Raw genomic sequence first — 13302 nt, 5'->3', positions numbered from 1 at the left:
GACCTCCACGGCCCTGACCTTGCTGGCCCTGCCGGTCTTCGCGGCCTGGCTGGCCACGCGAGGGTGGATGAGGGGCGGAGTGACGGCCGAGGGTGCAGAGACTCAACGCGGTCGCGGATCGGTCTAGGATTGTGCGCGGCTTTGCGCTCGCGTCATGGGCGCGCGTCCGAACGTCGCGGCGAGGCGTTCGCGCCGCAGTGCGACAAGATGTCCGTTGGCGGAGCGTTCGGCGGCTGTTCGCGCTGTATTTTCAGAATCCGAAAGCCACATAACACGTTGTTTCGTCAGACATACAAGTCATTACCATGTCGAAATGGCTATGTTTCAACTCACTGAAAACATGTTGCAGCGCATTGTAGTGCAATGAAACCTGTATTGGTGATAGGTATACGTATATATATTTGAAGGTATCACGCGGTTATCGCAGAAAAGACGAGTTGGTCGGCTGGATAACACAAGAAGTATACCGCCGTTATCCGATCTCTGTTACGGCCTTGTTTACGCCTCAGGCGACATCAGCGCCCCGTGAAGCCCGGAAGAAATTCGGGCAGGGGATGCAAGAATGTCGAAAAGAAACACCCGGAGCGCCGTCGCGCTCTGCGCACTGACCCTCGTTCTGGCGCCGTTGAGCGCCGCCCACGCCGATGCGGCGAAAGACGTCCAGGTCGCCGGCCGCGCGCTGACCTTCCTCGAAAACGGCCCGACCGGCAAAGCCGTCCTGGGCGTGGTCTTCGATCCGTCCAAGCCCGCCTCGGTCGCCGAGAAGAACGCCGTGATGGCCGCCATCGGCGGCGGCATGAGCGCCGGCGCCGTGACCCTGACCGCCAAGCCGGTCGAAGCCTCGGCCGTTTCGGGCGTCAGCGGCGTCGCCGCCCTCTACGTCACCACCGGCGTCAATGTCGGCGCGGCCGCTAAGGCCAAGAAGCTGATCACCATCGGCTCGGACACCTCCTGCGCCACCAGCGGCAACTGCGTGATGAGCGTCTCGGCCGACCCCAAGGTCGAGATCGTCGTCAACCGCGCGGCCGCCGCCGCCGTGGGCGCGGTCTTCAAGGCCGCCTTCCGCATGATGATCCGCGAAGTCTGATCCAGCTCGAGCCCAGAGAAACAATCATGAAAAAGACTCTTCTGGCCGGCGTTTCGGCCACCTTCGCCCTGTCCATGGCGGCCACGGCCGCCCACGCCCAGTCGATCGACTACGGCGCGATGGAGCAGCTGTTCAACGAGCCGGTCACCACCAGCGCCACCGGTTCGCCGCAGCGCTCGACCGAAGTTCCGGTCGCGATGGACATCATTTCGGCCGACGACATCAAGCGCTCGGGCGCCGTCGACCTGCCGACCATCCTCAGCCGCGTCGCCGGCCTGGACGTGCTGAACTGGGGCGCGGGCGCCTCGGACGTCAGCGTCCGCGGTTATGACCAGGCGATGTCGCCGCGCCTGCTGGTGCTGATCAACGGCCGCCAGGTCTATCTGGACCACTACGGCTACACCGCCTGGGCCACCCTGCCGGTGCAGCTGTCGGAAATCCGCCAGATCGAAGTCGTCAAGGGCCCCAACAGCGCCCTGTTCGGCTTCAACGCCGTCGGCGGCGTGATCAACATCATCACCCAGAACCCCAAGTTCGACTCGACCGGCTTCGCCACCGTCACCGGCGGCACGAACGGTTACGGCGAGCTGTCGATCGCCAAGTCGGTCAAGCTGGGCGACCGCTTCTTCGCCCGCCTGTCGGCCGGCGCGGCCCAGATGGACGAGTACAAGAACACCACCGGCGTGGCGTCCAACCTGCTGACCGACCCGGCCCGGGTCTCGGCCAACCTCGACACCATCACCCAGCTGACCGAAAAGACCGAACTGCGGGTCGAAGGCTCGTGGTCGAACGTCCAGGTCAGCGAGGCGGTCTCCAACTACAGCTACTCGCCCAGCAAGTACGTCACGACCTCGGTCAAGGCGACCCTGGCCTCCGACACCAAGCTCGGCTTGCTGCAGGTCTCGGCCTACGAGACCAACCTGACGGCCAAGCAACTGGTCGCCAGCCAGAAGGCCCGCTTCGAGAACAAGCTGGACGTCGTCAGCGCCCAGGACCTGTTCAAGATCGGGGCGAACCACACGTTCCGCATCGGCGGCGAGTATCGCAAGAACGAGGTCAACACGGCCCCGCTGGTCGGCGGCAAGCTGAGCTACGAGGTCGTCTCGGTCTCGGGCATGTGGAACTGGGCGATCAGCGACAAGCTGGCCGTCACCGCGGCCGGCCGCTACGACGACCTGAGCCTGTCGCGTGAAGGCACGTTCCCGGCCGGCTACCCGGCCGTGACCAACGCCTACTGGGATCGCTCGATCAAGAAGGCCAGCTACAACTTCGGCGCCGTCTATCGTCCGACCGCCGCCGACACCTTCAAGGCCACCGCCGCGCGCGGCGTGCAGGTTCCGACCTTGGTCGACCTGGGCGCGGTGCAACTGCGGGCCACGGCCGGCCCGTACACCGTCGGCGTGATCGGCAACCCGGTCCTGGCGCCGTCGATCGTCACCAACTACGAGATCGGTTACGAGCGCCCGCTGCCGGGCCTGGACGCCAAGGCCGGCGTCAGCGTCTTCCGCCAGAAGACCGAAGACGTGAAGGGTCAGCCCACCTCGGGCCAGATCGACGTCATGCCGACCGCGCCGGGCGTCCTGCCGCTGCTCAGCTACCGCAACATCGGCGACAGCAAGATGTGGGGCGTGGAAGTGACGGCCTCGGGCAAGATCGAGGGCGGCTRCCACTGGAGCGGCGACTGGACCTTCACCGACGTCGACGACCAGCCGACCGCCGGCTTCTCGCCGACCGTCCGCCTGGCCGCCTTCTCGGCCACGACACCTGAAACCCGCGCCAACGTCTCGTTCGGCTGGGCCAACGCCCAGTGGGCCGCCGACGGCTTCGCCCACTACACCGGCGACCACAAGGGCTTCCTGTCGACCGGCGCGCTGGTCGAGATCGAGGACTACATCACCCTGGGCGGCCGCGTGGCCCGCAGCTTCGACCACGGGATCACCCTGGCGGTCAGCGGCCAGAACCTGACCGACGGCCACCAGCGCCAGACGTCGGGCCTGGAAGTCGAGCGTCGCGCCTTCGTGACCCTGAGCAAGGCCTGGTAAGCGCCTAGCGCTCACCGGAAACGAGAAGGGCCCCGTCGCGAGACGGGGCCCTTTTTCGTTGCGCGCTCGGGTCTCCAAGCTCGACGCGTCTCGTTGCGTCGCCGAACACCTTGCAACATGGTGGCGCCTAAGTCCGCCCGCGCCTCGCGACAGGCCGGGCCTCACAGGAGAGACCGCTCCATGCGCCTAGCCCTGACTGCCTCGATCCTCCTGGCCACGGTCGCGACGGGCGCCTGCACCGACAGCAAGAGGGCCAGTCGGGACGCGACCTGGGGCGACAAGCCGGCGGACATTGTCTGCTGGACCTACGGCACGCAGAACTTCGCCGGACGCTCGACCGGCAAGGTCGAATATGACGAGGGCGGGCGGATCTCGTTCGTCGACGCGGCCAACGGCCGTTACACCACGGTCGAGGGCGATTGCCGGGTCGTCTATTCGAAATAGCCCCTAGTCCCAGCCCTTGATCTTCTTCTTCTTGCCGATGGCGAACAGGCCGGGATACGGCCCCTTGCCGGTGCGGTAGAGGCACCAGTCGTCGTCCTTCTTGCAGTCGCCGTCGAAGGCCGCCTTCTTGTCGGGGTCGATCGCCGCGTAGAGGGCCGGGCCGTTCTTGTTCTTCGCGCCCAAGGTTTCGGCGCAGGCGTCGCGCTCGGCCTTGGTCAGCTTGACGATGTCGGCCTCGGTGCAGCCGCTCCGGCGCGCGGCCTGGCGCAAGGCCTCGCCGCCGCCGGTCAGGGTTCCTCTCGCCGTGAAGCCGGGCGGCGCGACCACGGTCCCGGAGGGTGCGGGGAACGGCGAGGGCGCGAGGGTCGGCGCGGACAGGGGCGGGAGCGCGCGGGCCGTCGGAAGGTGCAGCGGGGCCGACTGGGGGCGGCTCGCGGCGGCTCGTTCCGACGGATGCGGCGGGTTGGGCGCAAGCAGCTGGATCACCACGCTGCGCGGTTCGACCAGGACCGGCGGCGGGGGCACGGCCGCCAGCAGCAACCATCCCAGCAGGCCGTGAAAGAGCGCCGAGGCGCCGCCGACCATCAGCCAGCGCCGTCGGGCGGCTTGCCTTCGTCCCGGGGGGCGTGAGGAAGGCCTTGTCGCGGGCATGGCGGCCTCCTTGACGCTCGTAGGAGCGCTCCCGGGTGACGGCGGTCGGGCCGGATCCGCGGCCGGGTGCGTCAAAGATAGGCTCGATCTCACAGGACCAAGCCTTAGCGGCGGGGTGCGGCGGGACCATGGCCGTGAGAAGTCGGGCTCGAAACGAAGGTGGCCCGAGAGGGGCGCTCCAGGGGTCAGGGTCAAGTTTTGCGGCGAGTGCGAACAAGTGTTCGGCCTGAAATTGATTTTACAAAGTCGGAAGTCATTCCGGTTGTGGGTGGTCGCGGTCTCTTTTTTGGCGTCGCGACGGCGCACCGGCGCGACGCCAAAGTGAACTTCACGCGCCTTCATGCTAAGCTGAGCAAGACTTTCGAGAGTACGGACGTGTCGCTCGCGGCCTTGGTCATCCTCGGTCTGCTCGGCCTCCTGAAATGCCCAAGCATCGAGCGGTCTATGCTGCGCCTGCTAAGGCGACAGCGAAAGACGGACCGGCGGAGCTAAATTCGCGACAGGGTCGATGCGCACCTGCAAATCGTCTCGCGGACTTGATCAGGTGTTTTAGATCGCTTGAGAGGGGAATGCTGTCGGCGGGCGAAGTGTTAAGATCACCAGCACATATCGGGGAGACTCTATGCTCAGTGAAAGCAACCTCTAGAGTCGCCAACCGCACGAAAAAGCGGCGTACACCACGCAGATTCGCCACGTTGGTACGCTTTTCCTGGAAAACTGTAGATAATGCTGGAGTGTTCGCGGTTGCGGCATTATACCCCTAACGAATTCTGAAGAGGGGTACTGACATGTCATCGCGTCATCTGAGCGCTCTCGTCGTCGGGTTGGCCATGGTTGTCGCTCCGGTCGGCCAAGCCGCCGTCTGGGCTCAAGCGCCCGCGGTCACCGTCGCTTCGCTGCAAGCGGTCATTTCGTCGGCGGCGCGCACCGCCGCATCCGCGCCGAACTTCTCCACGATGTCGAGCGCCAACAAGTTGGCGGCGATCCAGGGCGCGGTCGCTCAGGCGCTATCGACCAGCGGCGCAACGCCGGAAATGATGGCCCAGGCCCTGATCGCCGCGGTCAAGGCCGGTACGATTAGCGCAGGCGTGGCGATCGCGGTCGCCGCCATCGTGGCGCCGGAATTCGCCCAGATGGTCGCCAACGACCCCGCCGTTCTCGCCCAACTGGCCGCCACCGGCCAGTCGGCCACCGTGACGGGCGCGATCGATGGCGGGCCCTCGGTCAGCGTCCTGGTGAACCTGCAGGGCGCCGGCGCCGGCGGGGCAACCCCGGCGGCTTTCGATCCTTGCGCCGGCGTGGTCGCAGCCTATTGCGGCGGCTAGTCGGCTCGGGCCGCGCTCGTCCAGAGTTTTTGTGTGCGCCTTTATGGCGAAGTCCTAACGGAAATCAGCGTTTCCGAAGGTGGGGATAGCTCAATGAAATATTTGATGTCCGTGGCGTTCACGGCTCTTCTGGCCGCGTCCGCTCCTCATATTGCCGCGGCCCAGGACCTGGGTTCGAACTTCAAGCGCGACAAGAACGTCACCGTTCGTGAGCGCCCGCGTCCGGATTACGAGGCTGTCGGCATCAAGACCGGCGGCTTCACCCTGTATCCGCGCGTGACGGCGACGGTTGAGCACAACGACAACATCTACGCCAACGACGTCTTGGTGGAGTCGGATACGATCTGGCGCGTCAAGCCGGAAGTGGCCGCGCGGTCCAATTGGTCGCGTCACGCCCTGGGCGCCTTCGCTTCGGCCTCGATCAACCGCTATTCGGACTTCGATACCGAAAACACCGAGGAATACACCCTCGGGGTCAACGGCCGGCTGGACATCGTCCGCGGCTCGAACGTCTCGGGTTCGGTTCAGTACCAGAAGCTGACCGAGCCGCGGACCTCGCCTCAGTCGCCGGCCTCGTCGGCCAAGCCGATTGAATACGAGCTGTTCACCAGCAAACTGACGGGCGTGAAGGAGTTCAACCGCGTGCGGTTGACCGGTCGCCTGACGGACTACGACTACAACTACGATGACGGCGTCAGCGTCGGCACCCTGGCTGTCCCGGCGCGCCCCGTCGATCAGGACTTCCGCGATCGCAACGAGTTCTATTTCAGCGGTAAGGCTGAATACGCTGTCAGCCCGGACACGGCGCTGTTCCTGCAGGTCGTTGGCAACAACAAGGACTACGATCTGGCCACGTCGGATCGCAGCTCGGACGGTTATGTCGCCACCGTGGGCTCCAATTTCGAACTGACGGACGTTATCCGCGGCGACATCGCCGTCGGCTACATGAAGCAGTCGTACGATAGCCCGCTGTACAACAAGATCGACGGCTTCAGCGCCGAAGGTAAGCTGGAATGGTTCCCGACCGCGCTCACCACGTTGACCGCCACCGGAGGCCGAACCATCGAGGAGTCGACCACCAGCGGCTCGCCCGGCTACATTTCGAACACCATCGGGGTCAATATTGACCACGAACTGCTGCGTAACGTCCTGCTGTCGGCCAACGCCAGCTACGGCAAAGACGCCTATGAGAAGATCGATCGGGACGACAAGCGCACCGGCGCCGGCGCCTCAGTCGCCTACCTGCTTAACCGTCGCGTAGGGGTTTTCCTGACCTATACCTACCTGAAGCAGGACTCCTCGGGCGCGGCTCACGGGACATCCTTCACGGACAATAAGATCGCGGCGTCCGTCGCGCTCCAGTTCTAGGAACGCCCCGGGGGTGTAAGCCCCCAGCGTCATCGAGAGTTTTCATGGACGGCTCAGCTTACGAGACCCAAACCTCTCCGGGACATTCTTCCGGAGAGGTTACGCTTGACCTCAATGTCTTGATCGCCACATTCCGCCGCCGCCTGCGTTTGTTCGCAGCGGTGGCGCTGGTGGTTTTCGTGGCGGTCCTGCTCTTCACACTGCAGCAGACGCCCCGCTACACGGCTACCGCCCAGGTCATGCTGGATCCGCGCACGGAGCAGGTGACCGACATGAGCGCAGTGCTCTCGGGCCTGCCGGCGGACTCCCTGACCATGGACACCCAGGTCGAGGTGCTGCGCTCGCGCTCCCTGGCCAACCGCGTGGTCACCCAGCTGAAGCTCGATCAAGACCCCTACTTCAATCCGTATCTCGAGCAGTCCAAGGGCCTCAGCGCCTGGTTGCCCTGGCTGAAGAAGTCAGTGGCGCCGACCGCGGCGCTTGATCCGGTGGAGCTCCAGCGTCGCCGCGAGCGGGTGGTCGACCATGTGCTGGACGGGCTGAAAGTTCGTCGCGCCGGTCTGACCTACCTGATCGCCATCGACTATACCCACCCCCAGCCCGAGCAGGCGTCCAAGTTGGCCAACGCCTTCGCCGACCTCTATCTGACCGAACAACTGGAAGCCAAGTTCGACGCGACTGCCAAGGCCAACGAATGGCTGGACTCCCGCGTCGGCGAACTGCGCGGCCAGCTGCAGCAGGCCGAGGCTGACGTCCAGCAGTACAAGATCGCCAACAACCTGCTCAGCGCCGAGGGCGCGACCCTCACCGAGCAAGAAATCTCGGGCCTTAACCAACAGCTGGCCTCGGCCAGGGCCTCCCAGGCGGAAACGGACGCCCGTTTGTCTATCGCCAAGAGCCAATTGGCGCGCGGCAGCAACGGCGAAGACGTCGGCGAATCCTTGAACTCGCCAGTGGTCCAGGGCCTGCGCAAACAGCGGGCCGAACAGAGCGCCAAGGTCGCCGACCTCAGCGGCCGCTACGGCGACCGCCACCCCGACCTCCTGAAAGCCAAGCGTGAACTGGCGGATATCGACGGTCAAATTCAGGCCGAGATCCGCCGTATTATTTCCAGCCTCGAGGCCCAGGCACAAGTCGCGCGTCAACGCACGGGCTCGATGGCCGGCAGCGTCTCGGCCTCCAAGGGCACGCTGGCGGGCAATAACCGCGCCGGCATCCGCTTGGGCGAGCTGGAGCGCAAGGCCGAGTCAGTTCGGACTCTTTACGAGACCTTGCTGGCCCGCTTTAAGCAAACCACCACCAGCGAAGGCATTGAGCAGCCTGACGCGCGCATCGTGTCGCAAGCCAAAATCCCGACGGCCCCCAGCTATCCCAAGCCGTCGTTGAACCTGATGCTGGGCCTGGCCGCTGCGCTGGGCGCAGGCCTGGCTTCAGTGATGCTGGCCGAAATCCTGATGGCTGGGCTATTCACTGAAGACGAGGTTGAGCGTCGTCTGGGCCTGCCGTATTTGGGTTCGGTGCCGCTGCTGAGTTCGGCGGTCGAAGGTAAGCTGGCGCGCAACGTCAGCCCCCCCGACTACCTGCTGAGCAAGCCTCTGTCGGGCTTCGCGGAAAGCTTCCGCAAGCTGCGGGCGGCGATCCTGTTCTCCAAGATCGGCGAGTCGGTGAAGGTGATCGCGATCACCTCGTCCCTGCCAGGCGAAGGCAAGACCACCACCACCTTCTCGCTGGCCCGCACCCTGGCGGTTTCGGGCGCGAACGTGGTTGTCGTCGACTGTGATCTGCGCCAGAGCGCCATCAATCGCTTCCTGGTCGAGGTGCCGACGGTGGGCCTGATCGAGGTACTGAATGGCGTATCCACGCTGGACAATGCCCTAATCCAAGACGCCAGCGGGGCCAAGGTCCTGCCGCTGACCAAGTCGGCCAACACCCCACGCGACGTGCTGGGCTCGGCGGCCATGAGCCGCCTGCTGGCCGAACTGCGGAACCGGTTCGACGTGGTGCTGCTCGACACCGCGCCGCTGTTGGCGATTGCAGACACCCGCATCCTGGCGCCGTCGGCCGACGCCGTCGTCATGCTGGCGCGCTGGAAGAAGACGCCGGTCAAGGCCATCACCTCGGCCCTGTCCCTGTTGCAAGGCCAGGGCGTGTTCGTGGCCGGCGTGGCCCTGACCCAGGTCGATCTGAAGGCGCAGGGTCGCTACGGTTACGGCGACGCAAACTACTATTACAAGAGCTACCGCAAGTATTATGCCGACTGATCTGACCGCGGAGCGCTCGGTCGCCAGCAGCGACCGGCCGTCCCGCCGTCGGGTTCGCAAGTTGGCGATGTCGGAGAAAATCGCCGCCCTCTGTCTGGTGGCGGTGGTCTTCTGCGCCGTCATGGCCTTTGGCGCCAGCGATGTGGCCGCGGCCACGGCGTTCGCCGGGCTCTACGCGGCCTACCTGCTGGGCTTGCTGTTTACCTGCGACTGGGCCCGCCGCGACCTCTGTCGCATAAAGGGACTGCCGCTACAGGCGGGACTGTTCGCCCTGCTGGTCACCGCGGTCCTTTGGCAACTCACCCCCTGGGGCCCCGACGGTCCCCATCCTGTCTGGAGCTACCTGCCGGGACGCGCAGGCAGCCTCACCCTGGATCGCTCGGCGTTGTTGCTGAGCCTGCTACAATTGTTCGGTCTGGCCTGCCTGTTCGTGGCGGCGCGGATCATCGGTGCGTCCGAGGCGCGCGGCGTCTGGTCGTTGCGCGCCGCGGTCGCCGCCCTGAGCGCCTACGCGGCTGTGGCGTTCATCGACCACGTCGGCGTACGCCGGGCCGAGAGATTGTCGGCCACACTGCTCAGTCCCAACAGCGCCGCCACCACGTTCGGCGCCGGCATGTTGATGGCGACGGCCGCCGCGGTGAATCGTTTTCGTCGTCACTCCGGTCTGATGGTGCTGCGTCGCGGTGATCCCGAGGCCATGACCTGGCTGGGTGTGGTGGCGCTGTTAGCCACCGTGCTGCTGATGACCGCCTCGCGGGGCGGGGTGATCGCCTCGCTGATCGGCCTGGTCCTGTTCCTGGCCTGGACCGTATTCGCCCAGCGCGGGAGCCTGCGCGGCGGGGCCGGGTTGGTCGCTGCTGTGGCCGTGCTGCTAGTGGCGGCCGTGGCCCTGCGCAGTGTCGGGCATGTGATCGACCGCTTCAGCGTGACCAGCCGCGACGTGGAAGTCCGTTCGATCATCTTCACACCCCATTGGGACGCCTTCCTATCCTCGCCCTGGAGCGGCTTCGGCCTCGGCTCCTTCCCCAACGTCAACCAACTGGTTGTCACCGGGCCGTCGCTGTCGATCCTTTACGACGTTCGCGCGGCCCATAACCTCTATCTGCAATGGCTGGAGGAGGGCGGGATCGTCGGGACCATCGCCATGGTGGCGCTATTCGTCAGCCTGATTTTGCCGATCTTGCGCGGCGGTCTCGCGGACAGCACCACTGGCGTTTGGGCGCGCGCGGCAATCTGCGCGACCGTGGTGTTCCTCGTGCACGGGGTCACCGATTTCGCCCTTCAGGCGCCGGCCATCCAAGCGCTTTGCACGATTGTCTTGGGCCTGGTCGGGGGTATGTGCCTGGCCAAGTCGGACGCGCGGGGCGGGATCGTGACTTGGAGGCTCTGGTCCATCGGAGGCGTCGCCGGCCTGACGGTCGTGGCTGCTACGCTCGCTGGCGCGCCCCTGCTGGCGGCCAGATTCGGCGGCGATCTGTCGGCTTGGCCGACCGCGCCGGCCGACGCCCTGGCCCGGAGCGTCGAGCTGGGCCTAGCGAAGCCGCGCCTAGATCCCGCCACGCTAGCCCGTGTACGCCGTCTCAGCGTGCGCGAACTAAACTTACGTCCCGCGTCCGGAGCCGCTTGGCTGAGACGTGCGGCGATCGAGTCGGCGGCCGGGGACGACGACGCCTCCAACCAAGCGTTGGAGCGCTCCTTCGTGGTGGCGCCGCTGCAATCCAGTCTGTTTAACCAGCGCACGATATTCGCCTACGAGCACTGGGGTCACCTGACTCAGGCGGGGCGCGTCCAGGCGGCCTATCACGTGAGGGCCGAATGGCGGCGTACGGGTCAGCCTGCCCGCTTTGTGGCGCTGGCCAACGCCCTTCACGATCCCGCCGGCCGGATAGGGTTGGCCCTGCAGATCGGCGCGCTGACCCTCTCGTCCAGCCCCTAGCGCGCCAAGGCGGAACCCTGGAGAGCCAGGCAAGCGTCCGTCTCAGCCTCTGGTGATGACCGGAGATGAGGGGGTGAAGAGGAAGGAGCTGGGCCGGGACGAGGTTTCCGGGCGGCGTGAAGTTCCAGACGGGATCAGGTGGCCACGGGCGTTAAGCCCCGCGCCGCCCTAGTAGGCGTTCTCAGCCAGCAGCAGGTGCGGCACCGTTAGCAGCATGATCCGCAGGTCAGTGAGCAGCGTCCAGTTGTCGATGTAGTCGATGTCGGCGTTCACCCGGGCGGACATCTCCTCGATCTCGCCGGTGGCGCCGCGCAGACCCTTGATCTGGGCCAGGCCGGTCAGGCCCGGGCGCGCCATGAAGCGCTGATTGTAGCTAGGGATCAGGGTGCTGTAATAATCGTCATGGGCCTGAGCATGCGGTCGCGGCCCGACCAGCGACATGTCGCCCTTAAGGACGTTCAGCAGTTGCGGCAGTWCGTCGATGCTGGCCATGCGGATCAGCTTGCCGATCTTGGTGACACGATCGTCGCCACGCTGAGCCTGTACGACATCCGGGCCGTTCTCTTCGCAACGCATCGAACGCAACTTGTAGATCGTGAACAGCCGACCGTTCAGTCCACCGCGCGTCTGGCGAAACAAAGCGGGCCCAGGAGACTCGAGCTTGATCAACAGCGCAGTCAGCAACAGCACAGGTGCAAAGAACACGAGTAACAGAAGTGCCGCAAAAAAGTCGCAAAGACGCTTGATCGGATCGACCGCTACTCGCGGAAGGAATGGGGTCGTGACGTGCATGACTTCTGTATTCAAGCTCCCGCTCACTGCACTGTCCCCGATATATGGCCTCGACCAAGGTTCAGAGGCAACCCCGAGACTGTCTACCGCAATGCACGCGTCTCGTCGCTTATAAACCACACCTTAACCATAGATTATGATGAAGGTGCGTAAATCACGTTCGTTAGGCCGGAATTAGGGCTCGTGATCTAGGCTCCGTTGTAGAGGAGCGACCGATATGTCCACCATCCCCGCCGACGTCTCTATGATCGCCGCCAAGGCGCCCGCCGCGACCTCGCAGCGCCGGCGCCTGCCGCGCCTGATGGGCTGGACGTTGACCGCGATGGTCTCCGGTGCCCTGTGGCTGGGTCTGGCGGAGCTCGTCCGCCTGGCCCTGTAGCGCCATCGGGCCGGTCGCCCGAGCGACCCGACGATCTCAAACGAAAMCCCCGCGGCGTCCGCCGCGGGGTTTTCGTTTGTCCGTTGTCGGAAAGGAAGAGGCGGCCGAGCGTGCCGGACCGCCTCTCCGGAACTCAGCCCACCGCCGTCCAGGTTGAGGATCCCGCCACCTGCCGTTGGATCCAGCGATAGTTGAGGTCCTCCCAGGGGGTCGCCCACGGGGTCAGGTTGTCCAGCACCCAGTCGCCGGACTCGAAGCTCACCACCAGCACGGCGTGGGTTTCGCCGCGCGCGGTGACCGCCACGGCCATCGACAGCGCCGATTCTGGGACGCCGGCAGCGATCAGGCGACGGCGCTTCTCTAGGGCGTAGTCCTCGCAGTCGCCGTACATCTTGCCGTTGATGACGCGTGGAAGGGACCAGAATTCCAGAAGGCCGTACAGGTCGAAATCGGTGGCCTTGTGAACGTCCTTGTTCACGTCGCGATTGATCGTGTTGACCATGCGCATCTGCGCCGACCGCAGCAGCGCGGGCGTCGCGGAAGCTATCGCGGCCAGGATCGGGGCCGGCGGCGGCGCGGGTTGGGCGTCGACCTCGATGGCGGCCCGCACCCTGTCGCCCGCGAGGACGAGCTGATCGTCCACGGCGGGGCGATAGGCCCGCAGCGGCGCGAACTCGAGAACCAGCGTCGTGTCGTCGGTCGAGATCTGGGCCGGGGCCTCGAAGCGCACGGTCGATCGGCCGCCGATCGACGATGTGGCCAGCGCGCTCGTCGGGGCGAGCCCGGCCGAGGTCGAGGCGATCTCCAGCCCGCCGCACGAAACCTCGCCCCGTTGGCACAGGTCGGTATAGCCCGGCGGCGGCGCGACGGTTTCGCCCAACGGCATGAATGGTCGTGCGGCAGCGTGCGCCGCTGTGCTGATCAGCAGGACGGCGGCGGCGCTCGCGATATTGCCAAGCTGTCGGCGGATTCGCATTGAAGTCTCGCTGTGAAATACGAGACTAATTTGCGATTAAA

The 13302-nt window shown here is 65.5% G+C and carries 11 protein-coding genes; 8 read left to right on the top strand and 3 right to left on the bottom strand.

Annotation, left to right across the window (positions count from 1 at the left end):
• Positions 1 to 562: 562 nt before the first annotated feature.
• From AC1DZ6_RS00785 to AC1DZ6_RS00775, 3 genes are all read left to right on the top strand, one after another.
• Positions 563 to 1087 (top strand): hypothetical protein, encoded by a 525-nt coding sequence (locus AC1DZ6_RS00785; RefSeq protein ID WP_477095289.1) that lies wholly within the window; start codon positions 563 to 565, stop codon positions 1085 to 1087.
• Between the two features lie 26 nt (positions 1088 to 1113).
• Positions 1114 to 3129, top strand: coding sequence for a TonB-dependent receptor plug domain-containing protein (locus tag AC1DZ6_RS00780; RefSeq protein ID WP_477095288.1), 2016 nt, complete (start codon positions 1114 to 1116; stop codon positions 3127 to 3129).
• A 180-nt stretch (positions 3130 to 3309) separates the two neighbouring features.
• Positions 3310 to 3573 (top strand): hypothetical protein, encoded by a 264-nt coding sequence (locus AC1DZ6_RS00775; RefSeq protein WP_477095287.1) that lies wholly within the window; start codon positions 3310 to 3312, stop codon positions 3571 to 3573.
• A gap of 3 nt (positions 3574 to 3576) precedes the next feature.
• Here the strand turns inward: AC1DZ6_RS00775 and AC1DZ6_RS00770 are convergent, their stop codons facing one another.
• Positions 3577 to 4158 (bottom strand): hypothetical protein, encoded by a 582-nt coding sequence (locus AC1DZ6_RS00770; protein ID WP_477095286.1) that lies wholly within the window; start codon positions 4156 to 4158, stop codon positions 3577 to 3579.
• An 854-nt stretch (positions 4159 to 5012) separates the two neighbouring features.
• Here AC1DZ6_RS00770 and AC1DZ6_RS00765 point away from each other — a divergent pair.
• The 4 genes from AC1DZ6_RS00765 to AC1DZ6_RS00750 all read left to right on the top strand — a co-directional run bounded on the left by AC1DZ6_RS00765 (position 5013) and on the right by AC1DZ6_RS00750 (position 11114).
• Positions 5013 to 5549 carry a hypothetical protein gene (locus AC1DZ6_RS00765; RefSeq protein ID WP_477095285.1) on the top strand — a complete coding sequence of 179 codons (537 nt, stop codon included), beginning with the start codon at positions 5013 to 5015 and terminating at the stop codon, positions 5547 to 5549.
• A gap of 105 nt (positions 5550 to 5654) precedes the next feature.
• A complete protein-coding gene (locus AC1DZ6_RS00760; protein WP_477095284.1) occupies positions 5655 to 6917 on the top strand; it encodes an outer membrane beta-barrel protein in 1263 nt (420 codons plus the stop codon).
• Positions 6918 to 6961: 44 nt separating this feature from the next.
• Positions 6962 to 9178, top strand: a complete 2217-nt coding sequence (locus tag AC1DZ6_RS00755; RefSeq protein ID WP_477095283.1) for a GumC family protein — start codon at positions 6962 to 6964, stop codon at positions 9176 to 9178.
• Positions 9168 to 11114: an O-antigen ligase family protein gene (locus AC1DZ6_RS00750; protein WP_477095282.1), complete on the top strand. Its 1947-nt coding sequence runs from the start codon at positions 9168 to 9170 to the stop codon at positions 11112 to 11114. Before AC1DZ6_RS00755 ends, AC1DZ6_RS00750 begins: the two co-directional genes overlap by 11 nt.
• A 168-nt stretch (positions 11115 to 11282) precedes the next feature.
• On the opposite strand, the gene AC1DZ6_RS00745 is transcribed toward AC1DZ6_RS00750, so the two are convergent.
• Positions 11283 to 11906, bottom strand: a complete 624-nt coding sequence (locus AC1DZ6_RS00745) for a sugar transferase (protein WP_477095281.1) — start codon at positions 11904 to 11906, stop codon at positions 11283 to 11285.
• A gap of 217 nt (positions 11907 to 12123) precedes the next feature.
• Between AC1DZ6_RS00745 and AC1DZ6_RS00740 the strand changes: the two genes are divergently transcribed.
• Positions 12124 to 12285 (top strand): hypothetical protein, encoded by a 162-nt coding sequence (locus tag AC1DZ6_RS00740; RefSeq protein ID WP_477095280.1) that lies wholly within the window; start codon positions 12124 to 12126, stop codon positions 12283 to 12285.
• A 133-nt stretch (positions 12286 to 12418) separates the two neighbouring features.
• On the opposite strand, the gene AC1DZ6_RS00735 is transcribed toward AC1DZ6_RS00740, so the two are convergent.
• Positions 12419 to 13171, bottom strand: a complete 753-nt coding sequence (locus AC1DZ6_RS00735; protein WP_477095279.1) for a transglutaminase-like cysteine peptidase — start codon at positions 13169 to 13171, stop codon at positions 12419 to 12421.
• Positions 13172 to 13302 lie beyond the last annotated feature (131 nt).

The sequence above is a fragment of the Caulobacter sp. P1_B12_2 genome (assembly GCF_056406675.1).
This window is presented reverse-complemented; position numbering and strand designations above follow the sequence as displayed.